Annotated in this window: 25 protein-coding genes; 13 read left to right on the top strand and 12 right to left on the bottom strand. The window is 57.1% G+C overall.

Features of this window, described 5'->3' with window-relative positions:
* Positions 1–193: 193 nt before the first annotated feature.
* The 3 genes from NKJ18_RS16160 to NKJ18_RS16150 form a co-directional block, all read right to left on the bottom strand.
* A complete protein-coding gene (locus NKJ18_RS16160) occupies positions 194–1,531 on the bottom strand; it encodes a tyrosine-type recombinase/integrase (protein ID WP_352758806.1) in 1,338 nt (445 codons plus the stop codon).
* Between the two features lie 730 nt (positions 1,532–2,261).
* Positions 2,262–2,951 (bottom strand): hypothetical protein, encoded by a 690-nt coding sequence (locus tag NKJ18_RS16155; RefSeq protein WP_352758804.1) that lies wholly within the window; start codon positions 2,949–2,951, stop codon positions 2,262–2,264.
* A gap of 64 nt (positions 2,952–3,015) precedes the next feature.
* Entirely contained in the window at positions 3,016–3,234 is a 219-nt protein-coding gene (locus NKJ18_RS16150; protein ID WP_352758801.1) for a hypothetical protein, read from the bottom strand.
* A gap of 136 nt (positions 3,235–3,370) precedes the next feature.
* Between NKJ18_RS16150 and NKJ18_RS16145 the strand changes: the two genes are divergently transcribed.
* The 5 genes from NKJ18_RS16145 to NKJ18_RS16125 all read left to right on the top strand — a co-directional run bounded on the left by NKJ18_RS16145 (position 3,371) and on the right by NKJ18_RS16125 (position 7,826).
* Positions 3,371–3,592: a DUF6471 domain-containing protein gene (locus NKJ18_RS16145; RefSeq protein ID WP_352758799.1), complete on the top strand. Its 222-nt coding sequence runs from the start codon at positions 3,371–3,373 to the stop codon at positions 3,590–3,592.
* 230 nt (positions 3,593–3,822) lie between these two features.
* Complete coding sequence (locus NKJ18_RS16140; protein WP_352758796.1) at positions 3,823–4,323, top strand: MerR family transcriptional regulator; 501 nt, start codon at positions 3,823–3,825, stop codon at positions 4,321–4,323.
* 217 nt (positions 4,324–4,540) lie between these two features.
* On the top strand, positions 4,541–4,906 hold the full coding sequence (locus tag NKJ18_RS16135; protein ID WP_352758794.1) for a hypothetical protein: 366 nt from the start codon (positions 4,541–4,543) through the stop codon (positions 4,904–4,906).
* A gap of 6 nt (positions 4,907–4,912) precedes the next feature.
* A complete protein-coding gene (locus NKJ18_RS16130; RefSeq protein WP_352758792.1) occupies positions 4,913–7,306 on the top strand; it encodes a primase-helicase family protein in 2,394 nt (797 codons plus the stop codon).
* A gap of 22 nt (positions 7,307–7,328) precedes the next feature.
* A complete protein-coding gene (locus NKJ18_RS16125) occupies positions 7,329–7,826 on the top strand; it encodes a hypothetical protein (RefSeq protein ID WP_352758791.1) in 498 nt (165 codons plus the stop codon).
* Between the two features lie 1,151 nt (positions 7,827–8,977).
* On the opposite strand, the gene NKJ18_RS16120 is transcribed toward NKJ18_RS16125, so the two are convergent.
* From NKJ18_RS16120 to NKJ18_RS16110, 3 genes are all read right to left on the bottom strand, one after another.
* Complete coding sequence (locus NKJ18_RS16120; RefSeq protein WP_352758789.1) at positions 8,978–9,583, bottom strand: BRCT domain-containing protein; 606 nt, start codon at positions 9,581–9,583, stop codon at positions 8,978–8,980.
* Positions 9,584–9,605: 22 nt separating this feature from the next.
* Positions 9,606–10,436, bottom strand: a complete 831-nt coding sequence (locus tag NKJ18_RS16115) for a thermonuclease family protein (protein WP_352758788.1) — start codon at positions 10,434–10,436, stop codon at positions 9,606–9,608.
* A gap of 265 nt (positions 10,437–10,701) precedes the next feature.
* On the bottom strand, positions 10,702–11,073 hold the full coding sequence (locus tag NKJ18_RS16110; RefSeq protein WP_352758787.1) for a hypothetical protein: 372 nt from the start codon (positions 11,071–11,073) through the stop codon (positions 10,702–10,704).
* A gap of 82 nt (positions 11,074–11,155) precedes the next feature.
* Here NKJ18_RS16110 and NKJ18_RS16105 point away from each other — a divergent pair, with 82 nt between their 5' ends.
* A complete protein-coding gene (locus tag NKJ18_RS16105) occupies positions 11,156–12,031 on the top strand; it encodes an ATP-dependent DNA ligase (RefSeq protein ID WP_352758814.1) in 876 nt (291 codons plus the stop codon).
* A gap of 29 nt (positions 12,032–12,060) precedes the next feature.
* Positions 12,061–12,555 (top strand): hypothetical protein, encoded by a 495-nt coding sequence (locus tag NKJ18_RS16100; protein ID WP_352758784.1) that lies wholly within the window; start codon positions 12,061–12,063, stop codon positions 12,553–12,555.
* A 304-nt stretch (positions 12,556–12,859) separates the two neighbouring features.
* On the opposite strand, the gene NKJ18_RS16095 is transcribed toward NKJ18_RS16100, so the two are convergent.
* The 4 genes from NKJ18_RS16095 to NKJ18_RS16080 form a co-directional block, all read right to left on the bottom strand.
* Positions 12,860–12,994: a YHYH domain-containing protein gene (locus NKJ18_RS16095; RefSeq protein WP_352758782.1), complete on the bottom strand. Its 135-nt coding sequence runs from the start codon at positions 12,992–12,994 to the stop codon at positions 12,860–12,862.
* An 81-nt stretch (positions 12,995–13,075) separates the two neighbouring features.
* Entirely contained in the window at positions 13,076–13,339 is a 264-nt protein-coding gene (locus tag NKJ18_RS16090; RefSeq protein ID WP_352758779.1) for a hypothetical protein, read from the bottom strand.
* A gap of 181 nt (positions 13,340–13,520) precedes the next feature.
* The gene (locus NKJ18_RS16085; RefSeq protein ID WP_352758776.1) at positions 13,521–14,213 is read right to left on the bottom strand and encodes an SOS response-associated peptidase; all 693 of its coding nucleotides are present in this window, start codon (positions 14,211–14,213) and stop codon (positions 13,521–13,523) included.
* A gap of 32 nt (positions 14,214–14,245) precedes the next feature.
* Positions 14,246–14,524, bottom strand: coding sequence for a hypothetical protein (locus NKJ18_RS16080; RefSeq protein ID WP_352758773.1), 279 nt, complete (start codon positions 14,522–14,524; stop codon positions 14,246–14,248).
* Positions 14,525–14,619: 95 nt separating this feature from the next.
* On the opposite strand from NKJ18_RS16080, the gene NKJ18_RS16075 reads away from it, so the two are divergent.
* The 6 genes from NKJ18_RS16075 to NKJ18_RS16050 all read left to right on the top strand — a co-directional run bounded on the left by NKJ18_RS16075 (position 14,620) and on the right by NKJ18_RS16050 (position 21,096).
* Positions 14,620–14,913 (top strand): hypothetical protein, encoded by a 294-nt coding sequence (locus NKJ18_RS16075; RefSeq protein ID WP_352758771.1) that lies wholly within the window; start codon positions 14,620–14,622, stop codon positions 14,911–14,913.
* 338 nt (positions 14,914–15,251) lie between these two features.
* Positions 15,252–16,721: a hypothetical protein gene (locus NKJ18_RS16070; RefSeq protein ID WP_352758768.1), complete on the top strand. Its 1,470-nt coding sequence runs from the start codon at positions 15,252–15,254 to the stop codon at positions 16,719–16,721.
* A gap of 40 nt (positions 16,722–16,761) precedes the next feature.
* Complete coding sequence (locus NKJ18_RS16065; protein ID WP_352758766.1) at positions 16,762–17,532, top strand: hypothetical protein; 771 nt, start codon at positions 16,762–16,764, stop codon at positions 17,530–17,532.
* Complete coding sequence (locus NKJ18_RS16060) at positions 17,532–18,845, top strand: methyl-accepting chemotaxis protein (RefSeq protein WP_352758763.1); 1,314 nt, start codon at positions 17,532–17,534, stop codon at positions 18,843–18,845. Before NKJ18_RS16065 ends, NKJ18_RS16060 begins: the two co-directional genes overlap by 1 nt.
* Entirely contained in the window at positions 18,842–19,882 is a 1,041-nt protein-coding gene (locus tag NKJ18_RS16055) for an OmpA family protein (protein WP_352758761.1), read from the top strand. The genes NKJ18_RS16060 and NKJ18_RS16055 overlap by 4 nt, the downstream gene beginning before the upstream one ends.
* A 59-nt stretch (positions 19,883–19,941) precedes the next feature.
* Entirely contained in the window at positions 19,942–21,096 is a 1,155-nt protein-coding gene (locus NKJ18_RS16050; RefSeq protein ID WP_352758758.1) for a DUF4236 domain-containing protein, read from the top strand.
* Between the two features lie 33 nt (positions 21,097–21,129).
* Here the strand turns inward: NKJ18_RS16050 and NKJ18_RS16045 are convergent, their stop codons facing one another.
* Entirely contained in the window at positions 21,130–21,723 is a 594-nt protein-coding gene (locus tag NKJ18_RS16045) for a thermonuclease family protein (protein WP_352758812.1), read from the bottom strand.
* A 270-nt stretch (positions 21,724–21,993) separates the two neighbouring features.
* Positions 21,994–22,443: a Ros/MucR family transcriptional regulator gene (locus tag NKJ18_RS16040; protein ID WP_352758756.1), complete on the bottom strand. Its 450-nt coding sequence runs from the start codon at positions 22,441–22,443 to the stop codon at positions 21,994–21,996.
* Between the last annotated feature and the right edge of the window lie 554 nt (positions 22,444–22,997).

The following is a 22,997-nucleotide window of genomic DNA, read 5'->3' as shown; positions in this document are numbered from 1 at the left end:
GACATGCAGGCTCGAACCACTCCAAAACCCCTTCGGGCCAAAAGTGTTACCCATGTCTCCGATATAAACCGTAACCTATGTGTCCGGAATGGACCTGTTTTTTCTGGTCGGAGTGGCAGGATTTGAACCTGCGACCCCCTCGTCCCGAACGACAGGGTCGGCCAAGAAAAGCCCGGATTTCCGGCATTCCCCATCACGACTGGCCACCTTTGTTCATGTTTGTTTCTGACATATCTGTGGGGTTTCTGTGGGGAGCTGTGGGGGAGTTCATCTTCCGTGCTTTCGGCATGGGGACAACATTTGTCGGCAGGTTCCTGGTCCGCGACTTGGACACGATCGCCTGGGCCGCATCCGCTTGGAAATCCGGATGATGATGGCCGTAGGTCTGGATCAGCATCTCAACCGTCATACCGAGGAAGCCGGCAGCGGCCCACGGGTCAGATCCTTGTTGCATCAGCCAGGTTGCAGCGGTGTGGCGAAAAATGTGCGGGGTAATGTCGGTGCGGAACACGGACCTGATTGTGCCGTCCGGCGCTGTCACCTCGTCGTACCAGCCGAGGCCCGCTGCCTCGACCACAGAACGGAAGGCCTTCTTGATCGATTGTACCGGCTTGCCATTCCACTCAACAACATAATCTTGGGCGATCATTCGGCCAATGTTCTCACTTTTGCCTCGACGCCTGGTCTTAAGTTCAAGAGGCGTGATCGCCCACCGCCGAACATGAGCAAGAAGGCGACTGGGCAGGCGCACCGGCGGCTGGCGTTTTTTCGTCTCAAGACGGCCAGCTGCGCGACGATAGAACACGCCGCGCTCAAGGTCGACGTGGCCCGCACCCTCCGTGGGGCGGACAGCAGCGCCGCAGATCGCCGCCGAACGTGTTCCGGTGTAGAGAGCGACTAGGATAAAGCGGGCAACGTGTCTTCCAGTCCGACGGTCACTAGGCTCTCCCTTCCAGGACTGGCGCATCCGCCACGCCGAGCGGACTAACGCGGCAGCCTCATCGCGGGTCAGCCAGCGATCACGTGGCGCAGACTTCGCCGGCAACACGATCGCCGGTGTCGAGGTTACATAGCCTTCCTTGTGATAGTGATTTAGTGCCGCTCGCAAGTCTTCGAGCTGCCGGCGAGCGGCCGCACCGCCGCCATGCGCCTTGGCATAGTCCCGGCAGATTTTGCCGTCGATGTCGCCAATCATCCGGTTGCCAAACCATTTTAGGATGGCCACCAGTCGGCCGGCCGTTTCCTTCGGTTTGGCGTGATTGGGCGCGACGTCAGTCAGGTAGATGGTAACGGCGTCAGCTATCGCAACGGTAGCGGGATCACGACCGCGCTCTCGGACCGGCTCATACTTTTCGGTGATGTAGCTGGCGAGCCGTTTTTCAGCGCGTTTGCGGTCGCCAGTGCCGCCGCAAGCGCTGATGAAGGTCGCGCCGTCGCGGATGAACCAACCGGCGCGGCTGCGGAGTGATCCGTCCTGCTTCCTGCTTTCATCGCGCCAGACAAGGCGTGTCCCTTTCGAAGTCCTCGACATCTGATCCTCATCTCGCCGATCGCGGCCAACGTGACGTATTCTTTGCCAGCGATCATTTCGGTGACAAGTCGTCCCGCGTCCCGTTCCTTGCGCAGCCCGGCTGCGCCCATCGTTCCATCGGGGAACGCGATGCGGGCTGCTATATCCAACCGGAGCGGCGCAGTTTCGTCCGGCTGATTGCCCTTCTCAATAATGGAGGTGTTCATAGATCAGCAGACGTCCTGGCTTTCGATACACGGAGCGTGCTTGATCTAGTTTGGTCGATGCCGGAGTTCTACGGCTCCAATAGGCGGTACTATAGGAAGAGCGATTTTTTTAGCGCAGAGACCCGTAAGGCCGCCGAGTGCTATTACTCGAAAAAGCGAAATTTTTTTAAGGGCATGAGTGGACCTATTCCCGCCGCCACCCGGCCCCGTCGCCCGAAAAAAGGTCTACCCCTTCCACCGCCGGCCCAGATGCGCGGGTGATCGATAAATCCGGCCGCCGAGCCAATTCGAAAATGGCCCCGCCAAAGGCGAAGTTGCAGAACGGAAACGTCTGTCGAAATTCGCCCAGCCACGCCGCTGCTTCTCGCGCCTGTGGTTGGACAGCTTTGCCGGGTCGCCCGCGAGATGCCGCTGGGCAAGCCCAAAGCAGGGCCAAACAACGATGCAGGGGCTGGGCGAACTTGGGCGGCGAGGGGGACCAGCGAATGACTTGAAGAAGGGGAGAGACGGTAGAGCGTGGAGGATCATTCAGGATCCTCGGGATCAAACTTACCCATACGCTCGACGGCCTCCCGAAGCATCGCCCCGGTCCGCTGGCCGCGCTCCCGGATCATCTCCTGCAGGAGGTCAGTGGGAATGGTTGGAACGAAATCAGCGGCCGTTAACTGGCCTTCTTGATAGGTGAAGTTGAGCGCCACAGATCCGACCAATGTTACGTGCCGAGCCAGGAAGGACGACAGTTCGTTAAGGCGGGCGGCATGAGCATACAAAAGAGCGGCAGCTGCTGAGGATTTGCGGATGGTGACGTTGCTGACGAGCAACTCGTATCCCCTCCACCACATCAGCTCCCCAAGGCCCCGCCACGGGACCGAGTCATAGGACCGGGCCGAGGCCACATATCTGGCGAGAAAGTCTTCATCGTAAAGGATGTTGCGGTCACCTCTCGCCCAGTTGATCTCCGCGTTGCCCTTCTGGTTCACCCGAGCGTCAAGAAAAACCCGAGGCCGCCTGTTCTCGTCGCGCACGGCGGCGCTCCAGTTTAGCGGCTCGAGCAGGATGGCAACGTGCTTCTTGTCGAGGCCGCAATCGTAGGCGTCGTAGTCAAGCATCCATGCCAGTTCCTCGATCAGTTTGGATGATCCGGCCAGGTGGCGCTTACGCGCCAGGGCCAGGTAGTGGGAGCTCGACATGGATGGATCGAAATTTTCAATCATACTCGAACGTTCCTGTGGAAGGGGTTGGTTGGGCGCCGTGGAATTTTGCTGTCGGACCGCTATCTTAGGAGCGAGTCGAGCGTTCGAAGCGGCGCATGACATGGTGGTAGACTTCAGGGGTCTTAAGGCCCGCGTCCGTCATCAGGGTAGCGGCCTCTCGCAACGTTTCGATCGTTGGCTCAAGGGCGTGGAACTCGTCATCTTCGTGATGAAGGTCCAGTTCGGAGGAGAGTTCGCGCAGAAGGTTGGTCAGCACTTTTGCCGTTGCCTGGTCGATGATCATGTAGTGGGTTTCCTTTCTAGGATAAGCAATCGATAATATATCTTATTCAGTATAAAACTGAGGGTTTGAGATAGATAAATATGAAAAGATGCCGCGCAATAGGTCGAGCAATATTTTTTTCGCGGAGAACGTCCCTATGACCGAGACCGAATGGCAGCGGCTGCTCGGTGGGCTCGTGAAGGCTGAGCTGAAATTGCGGGGGCTCAGCTACGCCGATCTGGTCAAAAAGCTGGCCGACATAGGCGTTCACGAAAAGGAAGTGAACATCGCCAACAAGCTTTCACGAGGAACCTTCACAGCCGTATTCTTTGCGCAATGCCTCACCGCGATCGGCTCGCAGAGGCTGAAGCTCGACTGACATTGTGGGGGCGCTGGCGCCTGGTCCACGCAGTGATGTAGACGCAGCTAACGCAGCTGGTTGAGCAGTCGGCCCTTGGACCTGGCTCAGGTTTTGGCGCAGGCGGGATTTGCCCACTCGGAGACGATCTCGACGAAGTTCTCTTCCCGTAGAGTATCGCGAATTACGCGCCTAGCGGAGCGAGGTTGGCGGGACCACATGGGTCGGGCAAATCCATTGAAAGGAAACCAATGTCCAACAAATATTTGACAGTCTCAGAAGTTGCCGACGTGCTTGGTGTGCTCAAAGAAAATGTTTTGCGAATGGCTGAACACGGGGCGCTCCCACCTCCGGTCACGACAAACGGTGAACCACACTTTCCTGAGGAGCCTATCTTGCGTCGACGCGAGGAGGAGGACGACGCTATCCCCTCTGCCGGCGTCTACCTCTCGACGGGCGAAGATTATTTCTACTATAGGGTGGTGAAGGCCAGCCACATGCTTATCCACAAAAACTGGCCATTCGCAGTTTTCAGTCTCTGGGACAAAAGCCTCCACATTCGCCCATGGCTCACACACTTGGTCGATGATCTTCCCGATCACGAGACCATCTTGCTTTCCTGTGAGGACGCAAATGTCCCAGAGGTCAGTTTGGAGGGTCTTCCAAATCCCACTTCAATCGCTTGGGGATATAGCTGGGCCGGGCAGTATGATTTGGATGTGACGGTCGAAGCTCCAAACGTGAGCCACTAATCCCAGCAAAAAAATAGTACCGCGTCATGGACGCCGGGTTTCAAATGCTCGGCGTCCAAAAGGCTGCACTTGTGTGGTTCGCGGCATGCGCACATCACGCGCCTCGCCGTGAGATCTGGCTGCAGCACGACGCAGCACACTTCGGTTGTTCCCCTCTTCGGTAGTCACAATCTGATCGGCACTGGCAGCGGCCAGGCAGTTCAGAAGGAAGAACCACGTGAACGAACAATACCCGATCGATCTCTACCCATACTTGGCTAAGCAAGAAGGAGCTCTAATGGTTGATACCAAGGTCGCTCTCAAACTTCACATCCCGCGAGATGCTCTCGTCGAACTCGCTAAGGCAGGGCTTGGCCCAAGGCCGCATCCCGCTTTCGCGTCAGACCACTACTGGTTTTTGAAGGAGGCTGTTTCGTTCTGGAAATCTTGGGCAGCTCGCGGAGCAAGTGACGAAGATATCAGGCAAGCGGCCGATATCATCCTGAAGGACGATCGTACTCGACGTATTCGTGAGTTCGAGCACTATGACAATGCAGACCCGCGGAGGTTTCTGACTACCCTGTTTTCGCGGAAGGCATGGTAAGTGCGCATGCCGTCTGACAGGAAGCAGATCAAGGACTACATCGAGAGGATGTTCGGGCTAGAGAGCCGGGGCAACCTCGTTGTGTTCGAACGCGATCAATCGAACACACGGCGGAGGCATGCGGTTTTCCCGTACAGCAATCGGGAAGTTGCCTTCGACTTTTTGGCAGCACAGCCCGAAGGCATTCATCGGTACCTCGCGGTAGCGCTTCACGATCACCACGCCGTTGACGACCAGACGCGACGACAGGACACCGCCTGTGCCGTTGCCTTCCTGGCGCTCGACATCGATCTCGCCACTGGGGTGCACTCTGCCAAAAACCTCCCGGACAACGAGGAGCAGGCATTCAAGTTGCTGGAGGAGGCGGGCTTGCCCGAGCCCACCCTGACCATCCATTCAGGTGGAGGGCTCTACCCGATATGGCAGTTCGAGCAACCCTTGCTCCTGAAGACGCAGGAAGATCAAAGCCGCGTTGAGCGGCTCTGGTCCGCCTGGAACGAGCAGGCTGGGCTGGTGTGGGAACGACACGGGCTCAAGCTGGACAGGATCGCAGAGCTCGCACGTGTCCTCCGGGTGCCAGGAACATTCAACCCGAAGACCAAACCGGCTAGGCCCGTCCACATCTTGGACGGAGCAAGTGGTCGGACCTGGACTCTCGAACAACTGGAAGCCGTCGTCGCGGCACGCATGGCCGCAAGTTCCAACAGTTCGCCCCACTCCGGCCAGCATCCCTTGGCGGACGCACTTCGAGACGAAATGATGTCGGGCAACGAAGATGCAGTAAAGGATGCTGCTGGCGCCCTTGCCATGATCACGGCCTGCAGTTTCCTTCGTTCATGCGATGAGAGCAGCGAGCGCCTGACGGAGCCCCAGTGGAAGGACGCCGCGGACATTCTCGCGCACATCCCGCAAGGGCGGCGGTATTTCCACATGATGTCCTCCCGCGATGACCGCTACTCGTATCAGCAGGCGGAGGACAAGCTGGATCACGCCAGCAAGTATCGCCCCAAGCTCTGCGAGACGATCGCCAAAACAAGCTCCGAGTGTGTGGGCTGCCTCTTCCGGGAAGGTAAGGTCATTCGCACCCCGGTCGCTCTGGCAAAGACCGATCCCGGACTTGCGCCGCTGCAGGGGAAGTACGTGCTCGACACTAAATCGGGTTTGTTCTTCGACGTCTTGAACGGGCGAGACAAGACGAGGGAGGATTTCGATCGCTCCTACACTCGGGACATCCAGAAAAACCGAACGGCAAGCATCGCTTTCCGAAATTCGCGGGTGTCGTGCTTGGCCGACGAGCATGACTTCCTCGTTGGAAATGAAGAGCTAATTGTGGAGGAGAACGGCATCCGCAAGTTGAACACTTGGAAGGATGGGGGTGTGGCTGCCGTGGCAGGCGACGCCTCTCTTTGGCTTGACCATCTGCGCTATCTTCTACCGGGCGATGGTGAGAGGCGTTGGCTGCTTCAATACCTTGCCCACATCGTTCAGCGGCCGGCCGACAAGATCAAGTCGGCGATCTTGCTCCAATCCAAGCAGGGCGTCGGCAAGAACATCCTAGTGCGCGCCATCAAGCGGATGTTTCATGAGAACGATGTCCGGGAGGTGTACGGTGGCATTCTCGGGGAGCGTTGGCAGGCGGAGCTGGGAAACGTTCGCCTGCTGGCTCTCGACGAACTGCAGATCGATGAGCTGAAGACCGCCTACAACCGGCTAAAGCGATGGGCCACTGAGGAGACCCAGTCGGTCGAGCGCAAGGGGGTTGATGCGTTCAACGTGAGGACGCCTCGCGGCATCATCATCATGACCAACAGCGATAAGCCGATGGCCATCGAGCATGACGACCGTCGGCTCTTCGTGTGCAAGGTGGAGGCACCGAAGCGGGAAGACGCCTACTACCGCCATCTCAGGAAGGTAGGCCACTCGGACGAGAGCGTCGCCGCCTTCAAACACTATCTTCTGAACTTCGACCTCTCCGACTTCGATGCAAATGCCGAGCCACCGCTAACCGGTGCGAAGGAAGAGTTGATCCGGGCCAGCGCGCCCGTGCTGGAACAGGTCATCGTTGACCTGCGAGAAACCGGCTCTGCCCCGTTCAATCGTCCCGTGTACCTCGCCGAGGACGTGGCCGAGGCGGTTGAGGCGCGAATGAGGAAGACAATTACGGTGCAGCAGGTCACCCCGATCCTTAAGAGGCTTGGCGACCGTAAGCGGAGCACTAAGACGTCCGTTCCGCGCCTCGGACGGTCGCCGCGTGGCTATGTCTGGGCGTGGCAGGAGATCGAAAACTGGATGAACTCTTCAAACGATGAGGTCCGAGCCGCCCTGATGGGGAGAGACCCGGATGCTGTGTCATCCGGCCTGGTTCCCGCTATCGCGGCCGCTGTCCAGCTGGCCAACTAACCAGGCGCGCGGAGCAAGGACCATGCAGACTTCTATCTTTTCTAACTATTACCTTGAAGAAAAAGAGGTTGGACAGTTGGACAGTTGGACACCAGAAGGGATCGCTAAGCACGTCGACATAAAGCACTTCTACTCGATCGCCATGACCACAAGCCTCCCTCCATGGCGCCCGATACCGTCCCGCCTTGCAGCACGGTTTCTGGGCACCTCCCTCCAGTCCCTCGCGAACTGGCGGATGCGGGACCTAGGCCCCGCAACCGAACCGATGCGGCGGGGGCAGGGCAACCGCATATATTACCGCCCGGACAGGATCGCCGAGTGGCTGTCGGGTGGGAAGTGTTCTGATTGGCAGTTCTCGGCGCTCTGGCTCCAGGGGATGGGCATGCCGTTAGATGTGATCAGCGAGAATGCCGTACGCGATCGTATCACCCAGTTAGAGGGCGTGAACAATCTGTTCCCCGCGGTGAACCGGTTGTGGCGGAATTTCCGTGAGGTAGAGCGGTCTAGCCTGGTGAAATAATTGTTGGAAGCGCGCTGAGCCAAAGATTAGTCGCCCATCAGCACTAGACCCTCAGCCATGGGAACCGACAAGCTCAGAACCTCACATAAGGTGGACTGACTTTAACAGGCTCTTGGCCCCCGGCCGTAGCCACGGCACTTATCTCGTTCGATTGACTGTCAGAGGTGTCGGGTAATGTCGTGAGGCTGGCGCATCCTCTCCGTGTGGTTTTTGGGATGGCGGTGCGCGAGCCCTAACTGCGGGCTGATCATTTTTGACGGTACTCTAGGAAGAGCCAAATCTACCCATCGAAATGCGTGGCAGACCCCCCCATTTTCGTTGCCAGGCCGACGCGGTAGGCGCGACGGCGCAACTAGGGAAGAAATTTAATGATTAAGCAAAAAGACTCCATCGGAACAAAAGGAAAGTTTGGAGCTACTGAGAAGCCGGATCTGTCGTTTATCCTTAAGATGACTGACTGCGAGGTTGAAAATTACCTTAATAAGTTCGCAGACCTAATGTCCAACGTGGCTAAGCAGGAAAAAATGAGTGTCAAATTGTCCATTAACGTCGGGGATATCATTTCAAACATGAACAGAGCTGCCATAAAAGTTTTCGTTGAACATGCGTACTCGATTATATTTTATTATACTAAATTGTGTAGTAAAAGACACAATGATATCAAGCAAATATGATAAGTTCTTGCAGGTATGTGAAAACTATGAAAGAATCATCGATAAATATGATAATATGATAGAAGAATATATTGGCGGGGAAAACCCGATCCGACCGCAAACTCCATCTTACCTGCATTGAGTTGACACCTGGTCTCGGTCGCTGGTCCTGCTTACTCTTGTCGCCTGCCATGCTCTTTAACCTTGGTCAGAGAGAACAGCGGTCGCGGGGATTGCTCCACGGCCGAGAACCAGTCGCTCGTCGAACGCAGCTATTTCACGCGACCGGCGAGCATGTTCACACGATCCGCTCCCGGCGCTTGGTGTAGGTCCGATGGAAGAAGCTGATCGTGTGGCTAGAAACGAAAACCTACACCTTGTGCTTGGGCGGCTTCGCGGCGCTACGCGTGAGCAAGGCCAGCATCCAAGCGGCGACCGCGGGCAGGCTAGTGTAAGGCATCGGGGCCGGAGACTGCCCCAGTAGTGCGCCAATCGCAGTCAAAGAAAACCGACCCAGTGGCTCTCGGCCACGATCGAGATGGGCAATCCCTGGTCGCGCCAATCGGTCGCCTTGACGATCTTGTCTCCAAATGACGAGTGCTTCCACGATTCGGTGGCGTAGGCACCAATCACCAAAACCTCCGTTTTTTGGCTAAGGCCTCCGGAGAAGCCACCGCGATCTGCAATAGCCTGTTCGCAGTGTTTTCGCTGACCAAAATTGAACGTACCTGTGAAGCAGTATAGCCGGTCGGCGAACGTCAAGGTCGGGGCCGGATTGCAGAGAGGCAAGGTCGTCGGCTTCAGCACTTCACCCAGCTCGAAATCACGGTTCGAAAAGCTGTTCAGCGTATCGAGAAGTTCGGCGTGTTCACCGGCATCGAGCACGCCGTCCTCAAGAATCTCATTTACGCGCCGGTACAAGGTTCGGATGATCGGTTGATTGCTGATTTCCGCGTTCGCCGCCAACCACTTTTGAAGGAACTCGACTTCGGCCGTGTTGATCGTTCCGTCCGCGGCCAGGCCACGCGCGAGTCCAATGAGTTCGTCGATTTGGCGTGACGAGATACGGTCGCCGCCGACGCGATTGTAGAACTTCTCGTCCATCGACAGATCCCTCACCCTTGCATTAACACAACGTCTCACACGCGACGCCGTCTTTATCGCGATCGAGCTTTCCGCCCCACGAGCAGTTCTGCAGATACCATTGCGCTTCGTCGCAGGAACCGATCTGAGAGCAAGTGCGCCGCGGCTCGCACGAATAGCCGCTCTGAGCGACCAGCTTGCGGGTGACGAGGCCAAGCGGGTGGCTCGACGGCTTCGCGCCGTCTGCGTGCGACACGCGCCAATCCCAGGGCGCCTGAAACGATCCTACCCACAGCCCGACCTTCGCGGCCTCCGCTTTCGCCTGCTGCTCTGCATAGGCGCCGTGACTGAAGCGCGGCCAATCCAACGCCTGGCCGTGCTCCACCATCCAGGCGGCCACGCCGGTGCCGTCGGCGCGCCTGCAATCGCCTACAAAGCGGTGATAGCGGTCCCAAGTCACGAATGTACAGCCGACCGGTCTCGAAGCCGCCAAGAATGTGTCCAGCGCTTCAGCGGCCCTGCGGCCGCAGGGATATTCGAAGCCCTTGGCGTCGTCGCAATACTGCTTGCTCTCCGGAGCGTCGATCCCGTTGAAGCGGATGCGCTGGCCATGGATTTCAATAGTGTCACCGTCGATGACTGAGGCAACGCCGGCAATCGGCGCCGGCTTCGGACCGAACCAGTTCGATGCATCGATCTCTGACAAACTTTGGCTGTGCTGGATGGCGGTCTGCGCGACCAGAGCGCCAGCCGCGGCCACCGTCACAAAGATCAGGCGTAGCGGCACGCTCGCCCATCGGTGCGCACGGCTATGCTTGGCACCGGTTCGCTTTCGCCAGCGATCAGAACGATTGTCGTATCGGTATTTGTCCACGCCCCTCTTCCCCGGACAGAGGATGCGACTGTTTCAATAAAGAGTCCAGAAGACGAGCGTAGCCATGCGCAGGCGTGGTGAATTTCAACGCCTAATGCCGGCAGCTGATCAACGCGATAGGTCGTAAGGACTAGTTGCCCATAATGTGAGCGTCAGCTAATTTAGCCTTGCGACGAGAATTCAAACCCCTCGTCAGCAAGGCATTATTACGCCCGCTGGCTCACGCCGGCGGGCTTTTTTCGCGCCTGACGACGTGCTTTTCCTGTCATTGATCATTCAGTTCGTTGAAACCGCATGCTTTGCAGCGGTACGCCTGGTTCGGCTCCTCTTCGAGCCGGAACATCCTGATAGTGCCGCGTTCCACCCAACAGATTGGGCAAGAGAAATTGCCTCCATAGTGCGGGCGGTACATTTTCAGGCGCCCGTCCGCAAGATCTGCGGCCTTGAGCCGTTCGGACATCTCAGCCAGGTTTTTGTAGGCTTCGGCGATTTGGTTCCGCAGGGTTTCCCGCTCGTTCGCTTGTGCGAGCGCTTGTTCCTTCGCGCGAAGAGTGAGTTTTTTGGCAAGCCGGTCCATCGGCTCGGCGCCGTGTCGCTTGACCGGGATGGGCGGGCCGGGGTCAGATAGCTTCGTCATCGCTATCGAATAATTTCCAGTCGATTAAAATGTTCCGGAACTATATCAGCGCATGCTAATTGAATCGCCGGTGGGTGTGTTCATGCGTCTGAAGTTCGTCGAGCCCTTGTTGCCGACCCTTGTCGAGAAGCCTCCCGAAGGCGACGGCTGGATTCACGAGGTCAAGTTCGACGGCTATCGATCTCAGATGATCATCGACGAGGACGGCACGCGCATCTTCACCCGCCGCGGCCTGGATTGGACATCGAAATACCGCGACCTTGCCAAGGCTGCCGAAGGGCTCAAGGTCTATAGCGCCATTCTCGATGGGGAGACCATCGTCACCAATGAGGCCGGCCTCTCTGATTTCAGGGCACTGCGCAGCGCGATCACGCGGCGCCAGCATGCTCTCGATTTCGTGGCCTTCGATCTTCTGCACCTAAACGGTCACGATCTGCGCGACATGCCCCTTCAGGATCGGCGTGACATTCTGGAAGCCATGATCCCGGCCGGCGGCAGAATCCAGTTTAGCGAAGCGCTTCCCGGTGACGCCAAAGCCATCTTTAAGTTGGTCGATGATGCCGGCTTGGAAGGCATGGTCTCAAAGCGAAAGGACAGCGTTTATCGCTCCGGCGCTTCAACGGCATGGCTCAAGATAAAGGCCTATGCGGTTGATGAATACGATATCATCGGCGTGGAACGCGAACCTGGTAAGCCCGCCTTTGCCCTGATGGCGGAGCGCGGGAGCGGGCACTACGTCGGCTCGGCCTTCATCAACTCGCGCGGCGCAATCCGAGACCGGTTGTGGAAGCGCGTCCAGGAGCACGCCGGACCGGCGCCGAAGGGGACGAAGCGGCCGGCGTCACAATGGGTCAAGCCGGGCCTGATCGGCCGTGTGAAGCATCTGCGCGGCGAGGCAGACCTTCGCCACGCTTCCCTGCAAGACTTCCGAGAGGACGACACCGATGGCCGTGGCTAAGAAAGATCAGAGGAGCGCGCCAACTACTCATGGATGTAAGGCGTACAGGCCATGAAGGATGGCAAGGAGCGTGCAGTGCCACCTTACTGGGAGAACACACCGAAGCGTGGCTTCATGGATATGACGGTGTCCCCCTGGTCGGCATAGGCAAGGCCAAGGCTGTCAGCGACGAGATGGAAGCCGAGGTCGACGACGCGGCCATCGGGGACCCGCTGGAACCTAACCGCTGGATCGAGCTTACCGCGATAATCCAGATCACTAAAGGTTCATTAAAGACGGCTAATATGCTCTCTGGGGAGCATTTATCATTGGCTGACGAAGATAATCCGGGGCGCCCTGACGCCTATCGGCTTGAGCGCATCGATGACGATGGGATTGTCGTAACCCTTGCGGTTTTCCATTCGGTCGCTGAGGCAAGAACGCTCATCAATCATCTGGGCCAGCGGTATCGGCTGATGTTCGGGGACAAGCAGTTTTTGCCTGATGAACCATCATCCGGCTGTCATGATGACGATGCAAGGTAGCGCTACCGAATAGCCATTCCACTTTCGGTGTTCCAAAAGTTACCTCCCGAGCCCGGTTTGAACCCGGGCTTTCTTTTAGGTCTGAGGGGCCAGCTTCGAGCGGATTTGATCGACAGCGTTTGCAATGGCGACTACGGTGCCGCGATCAAGGGCCACCTCGTCGACCGTCCGACAGGTGTGGCGGCTGGTCCTGCCTTACACAGAAAGCGATAGGACCACGGCGCCAGGCGTAACCAGCAATAGCGGTGACGACAGCCACCAACCGGACCGGTTGGCCGGTGTCGAAAGTATGTTTTTCAGCATATCAGTGGCAGTGATATTCGCCGGTCTTGTGGTTGGTGTGGCAGCCATTGGCATCTGTGCCGCCGCCGTGGGCATATGCTCCTGCCGCGAACGCCATTAGTGCAACCACAAAAGCAGTAAAAAATGTTGTTTTCATAATATTCCCCTCCCAAGTATTTTTCCTAAAAAGCATTATTGCGGCGCTGGCACAAGCGCATTCAAGAGAGGCTTTTAGTGATCATTCCATATCTGGAACTTCGCCACTGACAAAGAGGGTGGTAGGCGGACCATAGTCACCCAGCGCCGGATCGGCGTCGCGGCTCCACGCGATGACGCCTGCGTGCTTGCCAGCCAATGCCTTGGCAGCTCGTGTGGCGCGTTCCTCGCTCTGCTGGTCGACAGGGCCGAAAGCGGTGAAGAGTTCGCCGTCGTCGGCGCGGTCAAAGGCAACGACGACGATTAGCTTTGGCTTGCTCGTCATGGGTAAAACGTTGTCGGACATCGTGTCTCCTATAGGAATCGCTCACCGTCGCCGCGATGCTGGAAACAGAACCAATGCGGCGCCTGCTTTGGCTTAGCGAAGCCCCAGCCCGCATCTTTGGCGCAGCCTGCATGCTCGCAGCAGTGATGCTGAATTCTCGGCGCCGTGACGTGCTCCTGCCGCGGGAGTCTGATTTCGTCACTCATAGCAGCTTGATTGGTTCGATGAGCCCTGCATGATCGTTCGGCTGCTTGTTGACGGCGGCCGCATTGACCTCTCGGCCGACCCGATAAAACTGCAGTTGCCCGTCGATGTCGTGGCTGAGGACATTTTTCAGGTCGCTGGCGGGCGTTTTGGGGTCAAGCCAGGCGTCATAGTAGGCGGGATCAAGAATGAGCGGCTGCCGGTCGTGAACCTGGCTGATGGGCGCCGCTGACGGTTCGGTGATGATCGTACAACTCGTGACGTCCAGATTTGAATTGTAGGCCCATAGCCCAGCGAATGAGAATGGCGCGTGTCCGGGCTGGAAGATGAACCAGGGGTCTTTCTTGCCGTCTGCCGGTGAAATCGTCCATTCATAATAGCCGTCGGCAGGGATGAGACAGCGTCTCGACTTGAAAGCATCTCGAAAAGCCGGGGTCGTGTCGACGCCTTCAATCCTGGCGTTGAACATTGCCGCTTTAGGCATTTCCTTTGCCCAGAACGGCACCAGCCACCAGCGGCCGGCCCGAAGCTTGTGGTTGCCGTCGTCGCCAAGGGTGATGAACGGTACCTCGTCGGTAGGCGCTATGTTGTAGCGTGGAGCGTCATTCCGGCCGACCTCAGCCGGTGCCGTCAGCCGGTAGAGGCGGTGGATTTCCGACCATGACAGATATCGGGTGTAGCGACCGCACATGTCTTACCCCTAGTTGCCCGCAGAAATCTCGATCAGTGGCGAACGCCGGCCTTTGTGATTTCCCGGAGATAGATGTCGGCCTGATGGCGGATTGCCTCCGAAAGAGATAACGCAAGATCGGGGTCTTCAGGATAGTTCGCCAAGGCCCAGGTTGCGGTAAGTTGGGCAATAGCCACTTTCTGACTAACATCGGACAGGCCACGCATCTGCTTGGCCATCTTGTTGACCGCCCTGTTAATCGCTGGACGCTCGCGCTTTACCAGGGCGTACAGCTCGGGCTGTTCGGATTCGGTGGCGATGATCGGTTTCATGGCTGTGTCTCCGTTTTGCCAACAGTGAACAAAATAAGAACATCGGAGTCAATCCCTCTTGACTGAACAGGAATATGTTCCTTTGTTTGTTCCCCATGGCGCACGATCCGATCGACACGCTGGGCAAGGCGACCCGGCACAACATGCTTGTGAAAGCCGAATGCAGTTGCGGCAATGTCCGCTACTGCCGGTCGGCCGATCTCATGATGGTCTATGGCGGCGGCGTGGATCCGCAGAAGCTGAAATTCGACTGCAACCGCTGCAAGCCTCAGGTCAAGATCACGTTAATGGAGGTTCATCCTGAGCATCTGCCGAAGCGCTTGATAATCCACAAGCCCATGAAGGTAGGCGGCAAAATTGTCTGGCACACGGAGAGGTTTAGGGGGTAGCGAATGGCAAGGACGAAACCATCCGACATAGACCGAGAACGAACGCCCCGGAAGCGGCTGTAGGCATTGTCGAACCACTGAAATCGCCAGATGCGAACACAACCAAGCGCACCAGGCCTTTTCCCCCGGTGTGACTTTCAGGCTCCTTCGAGATAGAAGTCTTTCTTAAGATCGATGCGCTGCGGTCCTTCTGGTCATAGTAAGGCCAAGAGCCACGAGCGCTATCGTTGGCATATGACTTAAGACAATCGTCTTCTCAACAATTGGCCGGAGAGTCATGACAACGCGGTTGCCCTTTGGTTCTACTGTGCATAGAAGCCATTTTGTGTTGGGGCCTGATGCAGGAAAATTTGGGTGCGGGGCGTGCAGTGGGATCAAAATTCGAAAAACTAAATAAATTGCGAGAGTCTCTGCTGGACGCAAATCACGATTTCCGCGCTAGTACCCAATTGTTCAATAGCCTGGATATCGCGAAAATTGATCGCGAAATGGATCTCGCAGGTCGTGGAACGCAGCGGGGAGAGGCGAATCAACCTCCGAAGGCGGCCAAGACTTTCGACGATGTTGAGCACATGGTGATCGAGAGGGTCGAGGACGAAAAGAAGGCTGCACACCACACCCTCGAGGACAGCCTACAGCTTCTGTCCGGACGACTGGCTGGCCTCGACTTTGAAGAGCAGTTTGGTCTGATCCGTCAGGCGAACGCCGCCAGTGTTTCCGACTTCAAGGCCTCGATCGCAGTGGGCCTGGACGAACTTCACGGCTTGCGCAAATCGCTCAACGATGCGGAGAAGGAACACGATTGGTTCAAACAGAAGCACGGGCTTGTCCGCGCCGTGAGGGTTCAGCACGGAGCGGCCCATGTTTTCCGAGTCTCCCTGCTAATCTTCCTGTTCCTCATCGAAACGGCGATGAACGGAAATTTCCTTGCGAAAGGAAATGAACAGGGATTCTTTGGCGGGCTCCTCGAAGCCGCCGCGTTCTCGTTTTTGAACATCGGCGCCGCTCTGCTTTTCGCAATATTCTGTGCACGCCTGGTGACCCACAGATCGTTTTTCGTGAAGCTGATCGGCGCGCTGTCGATAGTGGCCTATATCGGCTTGGCATTGACCATAAACTTGGCGCTTGCGCATTACCGCGAGGTCAGCGGATCCTTTGTAGATGGAGCCGGGGTCGAGGTCGTGCGCAGCATGCTCGCCAATCCGGCTGGCCTTATGGACGTGAAATCCTGGCTCCTGTTCGCGATCGGCCTCATGTTTTCGATCTTTGCATTTATCGACGGTTGGTTCGTGCTCGACCCGTACCCGGGCTATGCGGGTGTTGAAAACAGATTGGTCGCCAGGCGGGAAGACTACATCGAGCGCAAGAGCGAGCTGATCGAGGCTCTGCAAGAGGTGCGTGATGAGCACAACGAGAAGGTGGAGGATATCGTTAAGCGGCTGGGGAGCAGACGCAGGGAGCATCGGGCGATCGTCGACCATCGGTCGAGGCTGCTAACGCTCTTTGCGCAGCATCAAGACCAGCTGGAGCGAGCCTGCAACCAGCTTCTCGCAAAGTACAGGGAGGCCAATATCCAGGCCCGCACAGAGCCAGCGCCAAAACATTTTGCCACATCCTATAAACTCGAGCGCATAAAACCCCTGATATCGTCCGACGATGAATGGAGCGAGAAGGACCTGGGCGCCTCAATTCGTGACGCGCAGGAAGAACTAAACGCTCAGGTGCGGCTCATCGGGCTGGAATGCGAGCGCGGGATCGAACAGTACCGAGATCTCGACAAGCTTCATCCGGACAGCGTGAATGGCTAGGCGGGGTCGCAGAAGAAAGAAAGGCAGTGGCGGCACAATTGTGGCAGCAACCGGATTGGCCGTGCTGTCGACTGTGATGCTGGCTGGTTTTGTTTGGATGTGGTCGAGATCCGGGAAGGACCAAATCGACACCAGCACGAATTGCCCACTGGACGGACCTGTAAGCCTAACAGCGGTCTTGATCGACGCCACCGACCCGATTTCGCCGATAACCATGGCGGATCTGAAGAATGAATTCCGCAAGACCATTGGGCGCGTCGAGCCTGGCGGCTATCTGAAGATATTGACGCTGGGCGCGACGCCCGGCGACCTGACTGTGATGTTTGATGGATGCAATCCGGGCGATGGCTCGACGGTCGACAGCTGGACGAACAATCCGTCTCGGCGGCAGAAGAAATGGGAAGATGCATTCGAGGATCCTCTGACGAAGCTTCCCGACCAGATTCCCAATGGAGAATCGGCGAGCCAATCTCCGATCATGGCCGGAATTCAGAAAATCAAACTGTCGCTATTCGATAGCGGTTTGGCGAAAGACAAGACCGCAAAACGAATAATAGTCGCGTCAGATATGATTGAACATACGGCGCTGTACTCACAATATCGTTCGGGTCTCGATTATCAGAAGTACCTTGATAGCGCGGCTGACAGGACTTACGGGACTTCGCTTGACGGCGTTGGGGTCACGATACTCTACGTCGATAGGGCGAAGAAGCCATTTGGGTCTTTCGAACATGCAGAGTTCTGGACCCGGTGGGTTCAAAGCCATCATGGTGATTTTGAGAAGCTGGTAGGGTTGGAGGGGTTAAACTGATGACCAAGAAGCGAGGGGAGTCTTTCTTAGGACATCCGAGCCTGCCCCTTGTCGTCTTTGCGACGCTAACCCTGGGTGGCTGCGTGTTCATCGCAATAGCGAAGCTGTCGGGCGTAGACCCGATAATGGCGGCGAGCGCACCGGTGTGCCTGATGCTCGTCTATCTTGCCGCGTCCGTCTTCACCGGCAAGCTGCGGCTCCACGATGAGCAAACTGGCGACAATCTCTACTACATGGGTTTCCTGTTTACGTTGACGAGTCTCGGCGTATCGCTGTTTCAGTTTGGGTCCGAAGGATCCACTGACACAATCGTGAGGAACTTTGGCATCGCGGTGACGTCGACGATCACCGGCATTGCTCTGCGGATCTTTTACAATCAGATGCGCCGCGATCCTGCCGACATCGAACGGACGGCCAGGCACGAACTCGCGGATATGACGCGGCGTGTAAGGGCCGAGATGGAAAGTGTGACCAGGGAATTTGCTGACTTTCGCCGCGTCAGCAATCAGATGTTGGAGGAAGGTTTTGCCGAAATTGCCGTTCAAGCGGAGCGGAACGGAGAGCACATAAGATCGGCGCTGGATAAAATCGCAATGGAATCGATCAAACCGGTTCAAGAGGCCTCGGGAAAGCTCAGCAACGCTTTGAGCGACAATTTTGGGCAGATCGAAAGTCAGTTCTCGTCGATCGCACAGCGCGTCGAGGCGGCAGCCGATCTGCTCGACAAAGCCAACAGCTCAATGTCCTCTTCAGTTGGCAGACTGGGTGAACAGGCCGACAGCGTAGCCACCAAGTTGGAGAAGGTTGTCGTCCCTGATGAGGTCCTTAAGAACGATCTGGCGCCGATGGTGAAGCTCCTTGGCAGCGCGGTCGCTCAGTATGCTGTCAAAACAGAGACGGCTTCGCAGGAACAGCAAGCCCGCATGGCGGGCATCGTTGATGCTGTGGATAAAGTGGCCGCAGGTGTGGAAAGGGCTGTGGCAGCCGCAGAGCAAACAGCGGAGAGCGTCCATGCGCAACAGCGCTTGACCCAGGCGCTTGCTGCAGTGGTGCAAAAGCAAAGCAAGGATACCGGAGACCTTGTCGCAACCTTGGCAGGAAGAACCCTCCACGCGCCGAGGCCTGCTCCCCCTCTCAACGCACCTATCGCGATCGAACAGCCGCGGGCAGATATGGCCGCAAATGACATCGTCGAGAGCGCACCGATTAGGGTCGAGCCTGAGCCCCAACCAGACGCTTTCCAATCTCTGGGAAGCGAGCCTCCCGCAGAACGAACGGAACCGCCTAAGCGAACCAGTTGGTGGGGCAGGTGAGTGACGCTGGCGGGACTTCGGTCGCCTTCGAGCGCAAGGGTTACGGCCGCGGTTTGATACTGGGCCTGACCATGGCCGAGACGATGCTGCTTTTGGTGTTCTGCTTGCTGCTAGCAGCCGGTGCTATCATCACGAAAAAGCAGAAAGAAACCGATGAGGCACTGCGAGCCGCTCAATCAAACAAGGAAAACGTGCAGCGGCTCGAATCCGAAAACAAGCGGCTTCTGGCTCAGATAAAAGCGGTGTTTCAGCCCGCGAGCGGGGGAACCGTTCCCGACGAAGAATGGCGCGAGCTGGTCCTGGCCAAGGATGCTGTTAAGTCGGTCAAGGAAGCAGGTATTTCCCTGGAGGAGGTCGTGCGAAATGCCCCTGTCGCGAAGGTCCTTGCGGACAACGACATAAGCGTTGATCAGGCCAAGGCCATGATAGATGCGGCGAAGGTCTTGAAAGAATTTGGTTACATCGGCACCGACAAAGGGCTGCAGGATCTGACGGATGCGCTCAAGAAGGCTGCAGAGCCGACGCAAGCAGCAAAACCTCACGATTGGCCGCCGATCATTAGTCTTAGCGAACTGGATGGCTATAATTTCGATACCGGAAGCGCAGAGCTTTCGGATCCATTCAAAACAAAGTTGCGCGATCTTGCGAAGACAATCGCCGGCACTGCAACCTCGTACGGTGTCGACGTGATTGAGGTGATTGGACACACGGACGAACAGGCAATGGCGGGCGAATCCTCCAACATGGACAAGGGGCTCCAACCGGTCTTGTCAGGGAAAGTGGAAATCGGCTCACTCCATCCCGCCGACAATGCTGGCCTTGGGCTGGCGCGCGCGATTTCAGTTACGAGTGTGCTCAGTGACATGCCTGCATTAAAGGGGTTTACGATTTTGCCGATGTCAGGTGGTCAGCTCATCCTGCCCGGCGATCATCTCACCGACGGAGCGCAGATGGGCGATGTGAGGGCTCGAAGACGCATTGAGATAAGGGTGAGGCAGCGATCAAAATTGGCGCCGGTTGGCGGCGCCAAACCATGAATGGCGACGAAACACTGGCGCCTTAGCCGGTACGGCAGTTGAGTTGGGGGGATTGGGCTATGGGGTTTTACGTTCGAAAATCGATCAGTGCGGGACCATTCCGCTTTAACTTTTCGTCCGGTGGGGTTGGCGCTTCCGTTGGCGTGAAGGGCCTCCGCATCGGCACTGGGCCACGAGGTCACTACATCCACGCCGGCGTCGGTGGGCTCTATTATCGTGGCACTTTAGGCAAGGCCAGCGCGAAGAAGGTAGTGCAGCTCTCTCAAACCCCATTTGCGCCGCAACCCCGTCCACAATCCTCGCCCCCGGAATACGTCTCTGACGGCGTCGTGATGAGAGAAATCGAGTCCCGCGATGTGGTGGAGATGCGTGACGAGACATTCGCCAATGTGCTCGATGAAATCAATGCTAGGCAATCGCAGACGCGGCTGTCCGTAGCACTCGCGGTTCTGTTCGGGATTGCAGGTTTCCTTGTGGGGACCAAGCTCGGAGGTGCCGCACCGGTGCTGGGCATCGGTGCCTTTGTGCCGGGTATGCTCATTGGCAAATGGTTTGACAGCTACCGCCGGGTAAGCGTGCTCTATTACGATCTGGAAAAAGACGCGGAGGCCGCCTACGGGCGACTTGTCGGCGCGTTCGAAACTCTCACCGGCTGCGGAGGGAGATGGCATGTCGCTGCCGGCGGCAAGATAGAGGATCTGACGGCTTGGAAGCGAAATGCCGGGGCCAGCATGCTGGTCGACAAAAAGCCCACGACACTTGAAAGCTCCTTGCCGAAGGTTGTGCGCAGCAACGTTACTCCGCCTTCAATCCATGTGGGTCGGCAGGTGCTCTTCTTCATGCCTGACCTAGTGCTGGTGAAGGACGGAAACCGATACGGCGCAGTCGGATATGCCGATCTGCAGACCCAATTCGCCCCGAGTAATTTTATCGAGACCGGCAAAGTTCCATCTGATGCGGAGATCGTGAGCTACACCTGGGCTCACCCAAACAAAAACGGCGGGCCCGACAAGCGCTTCAAAGACAATCGGCAGATCCCTGTCTGCCGCTACGAAGCGTTGCGGTTTTCTAGCCCGTCCGGACTTAACGAGCTGGTGGAATTTTCCAAGACAAACGTCAGTCAGCCCTTTTGCCAGGCTCTGTCGGAGCTCGCTCAATTGCATCGAAGCTCCGACCGCCAATCCATAACGCTAAATGCGCACTCTAGGGAGTGACGGTCGGGGATGGGCTCAAAGCACGAGCCCAGGTCAGCAAACGCCTTCGCACGGAATCCCATCGCTATCTCGATCCAACTTGCTCCCCCATGAGCAGTTGGCGAGATACCAACGCGCTTCTTCGCAAGTTGAAATCTGCGTGCAAAAGCGGCGAGGTTGGCATGAGTAGCTCTGTGCTACCTGGCGACGGCTGATGAGCCCAAGTGGGCTTTTGGTTGGGTTCGTAGCTTCGGAATGTTGTTCGCGCCAATCCCAAGGTTTGTCAAAAGTTCCAATCCAGATTCCGACCCTAGCGGTTTCAGCATTAGTTTGCTGTTGCGCATAGGCTCCGTGGCTGTAGCGGGGCCAGTCCAAGGCTCGACCATGTTCAACCATCCAGGACGCGACGCTGACACCGTCCGCGCGACGGCAATCACCGACGAAGCGACGGTACCGGTCCCATGAAACAAATGTGCATTGGACAGGCCGCGAAGCCGCAAGGAAATTCGCCAGTGCTTCGGCCGCCTGGCGCCCGCAGGGGTATTGATGTCCGCTCGCGTAAGTGCAGTATTGGCGGCTTTCGGGTGCATCGATGCCGTTGAAGCGGACGCGCTGCCCGTGGATTTCTATCGTGTCTCCATCAACCACCGATGCTATGCCGACAATCGGCGCCGGTCTCGACCCGGTCGAGTTTGCTATATCCAGACCACCTAACTGGTCGCCCGGCCCTGTAAAATAGTGGGTGGCGTAAGCAGCCAAGGCCACCACGATCACTAGGATCAGAGGCAAGGGCACATCTGGAAAGAAACGTCTGCGGGCGATTGGTTCCGCGACGCGCCTTGGTCGCGCGCGGCGACGATGAGAATAGCGATTGCTATTCAATTTCCGATCCGTCGCGAAGGGCAGGCCGCATGATTTCTAACGTGCCTTCGCCCGCTTCGTGGGCCCCTTTTTCGCCGGCGCTGGTTTGCGACCGAGGCCCATTGACTTTGCCAAGTTAGAGCGACTAGCCGAATAGTTCGGCGCCACCATTGGGTAGTCGTTCGGCAGGCCCCATTTCTGACGATAGGCATCGGGTGTGAGGCCAAAACCCGTATTCAGATGCCTCTTAAGAGACTTGAATCTTTTGCCGTCCTCGAGGCAGATGATGTAGTCTGGAGTAATTGAGCGCTTGGGGTTCACCGCTGGAATTTGGGTCGGCTTCTCTGGTTCAGCGATCTGACCGACGCGCGCCAAGGATGAATTTATGCTCGCAATGAGGTCGGGCAGGGAAGAGACAGGCACTGGATTTTTGCTTACATAGGCCGCGACGATATCGGCGGTGAGCTCGATCAGTGCGCCAGCGGTATTTTCGATTCCGTCAGCCAATTCATCACTCCACAATTTGGCAATATAACACCCATCTATTACTTCTCCGTTGGAAAAACCAGCCGCCTCCAACGGATGAACGCGTTCGCATCTCGTGCATCGAACATGGTCGCCCCGTCAATATGTCTGGGCTAGTGGGGGGAAAAGTAGGAAACGGCATCTAGCCTTCGCGAAGCGAAGTGGCGTTCCGCCGTTTATGCTCGCGCGCTATCGCAGCAGAGCCTATTTTCCGGGATCGTAAAGCCAATGGGGCAGCAATGGGCAACGATTTTTAGTCGCGACCTTTTAGCGAGCGCCCAAGCGCCATTGCCTTCGGAAACCCGTGGCGACCTTTGCCTAATATTTGAAAGGCGTTTTCTTTGTATGACCGAGAAAGCGGCTTGAGAGTAGCCGATGGATGGATTTACAGTCGCAGAGAGTGAGGATCGTATCTATGACATTTTCGAAAGATCCCCAAAGGTAAGGCCAAAGGGTGGTGTTGCTGACGAGAAGGGTAACGAATCGGACCGAGCCCCGAGTGCGAGGGCTATCCGATACCGCAACCGATTCTCCAC

It is taken from the genome of Mesorhizobium sp. M0217 (assembly GCF_040321955.1).
Lineage (GTDB): Bacteria > Pseudomonadota > Alphaproteobacteria > Rhizobiales > Rhizobiaceae > Mesorhizobium.
Note: the sequence above shows the minus strand (reverse complement) of the source record. Positions and strands in the feature narration are given on the sequence as shown.

Bases quoted from the DNA above. Each gene is read 5' to 3' on its own strand.
- NKJ18_RS16095 (WP_352758782.1), bottom strand. From the start codon at position 12,994: ATGAAAACAACATTTTTTACTGCTTTTGTGGTTGCACTAATGGCGTTC.
- NKJ18_RS16120 (WP_352758789.1), bottom strand. From the start codon at position 9,583: ATGGACGAGAAGTTCTACAATCGCGTCGGCGGCGACCGTATCTCGTCA.
- NKJ18_RS16100 (WP_352758784.1), top strand. From the start codon at position 12,061: ATGGATGTAAGGCGTACAGGCCATGAAGGATGGCAAGGAGCGTGCAGT.
- NKJ18_RS16145 (WP_352758799.1), top strand. From the start codon at position 3,371: ATGACCGAGACCGAATGGCAGCGGCTGCTCGGTGGGCTCGTGAAGGCT.
- NKJ18_RS16160 (WP_352758806.1), bottom strand. From the start codon at position 1,531: ATGTCGAGGACTTCGAAAGGGACACGCCTTGTCTGGCGCGATGAAAGC.
- NKJ18_RS16070 (WP_352758768.1), top strand. From the start codon at position 15,252: ATGCAGGAAAATTTGGGTGCGGGGCGTGCAGTGGGATCAAAATTCGAA.
- NKJ18_RS16060 (WP_352758763.1), top strand. From the start codon at position 17,532: ATGACCAAGAAGCGAGGGGAGTCTTTCTTAGGACATCCGAGCCTGCCC.
- NKJ18_RS16080 (WP_352758773.1), bottom strand. From the start codon at position 14,524: ATGAAACCGATCATCGCCACCGAATCCGAACAGCCCGAGCTGTACGCC.
- NKJ18_RS16075 (WP_352758771.1), top strand. From the start codon at position 14,620: ATGGCGCACGATCCGATCGACACGCTGGGCAAGGCGACCCGGCACAAC.
- NKJ18_RS16105 (WP_352758814.1), top strand. From the start codon at position 11,156: ATGCGTCTGAAGTTCGTCGAGCCCTTGTTGCCGACCCTTGTCGAGAAG.
- NKJ18_RS16125 (WP_352758791.1), top strand. From the start codon at position 7,329: ATGCAGACTTCTATCTTTTCTAACTATTACCTTGAAGAAAAAGAGGTT.
- NKJ18_RS16050 (WP_352758758.1), top strand. From the start codon at position 19,942: ATGGGGTTTTACGTTCGAAAATCGATCAGTGCGGGACCATTCCGCTTT.
- NKJ18_RS16085 (WP_352758776.1), bottom strand. From the start codon at position 14,213: ATGTGCGGTCGCTACACCCGATATCTGTCATGGTCGGAAATCCACCGC.
- NKJ18_RS16150 (WP_352758801.1), bottom strand. From the start codon at position 3,234: ATGATCATCGACCAGGCAACGGCAAAAGTGCTGACCAACCTTCTGCGC.
- NKJ18_RS16110 (WP_352758787.1), bottom strand. From the start codon at position 11,073: ATGACGAAGCTATCTGACCCCGGCCCGCCCATCCCGGTCAAGCGACAC.
- NKJ18_RS16140 (WP_352758796.1), top strand. From the start codon at position 3,823: ATGTCCAACAAATATTTGACAGTCTCAGAAGTTGCCGACGTGCTTGGT.
- NKJ18_RS16090 (WP_352758779.1), bottom strand. From the start codon at position 13,339: ATGTCCGACAACGTTTTACCCATGACGAGCAAGCCAAAGCTAATCGTC.
- NKJ18_RS16155 (WP_352758804.1), bottom strand. From the start codon at position 2,951: ATGATTGAAAATTTCGATCCATCCATGTCGAGCTCCCACTACCTGGCC.
- NKJ18_RS16130 (WP_352758792.1), top strand. From the start codon at position 4,913: ATGCCGTCTGACAGGAAGCAGATCAAGGACTACATCGAGAGGATGTTC.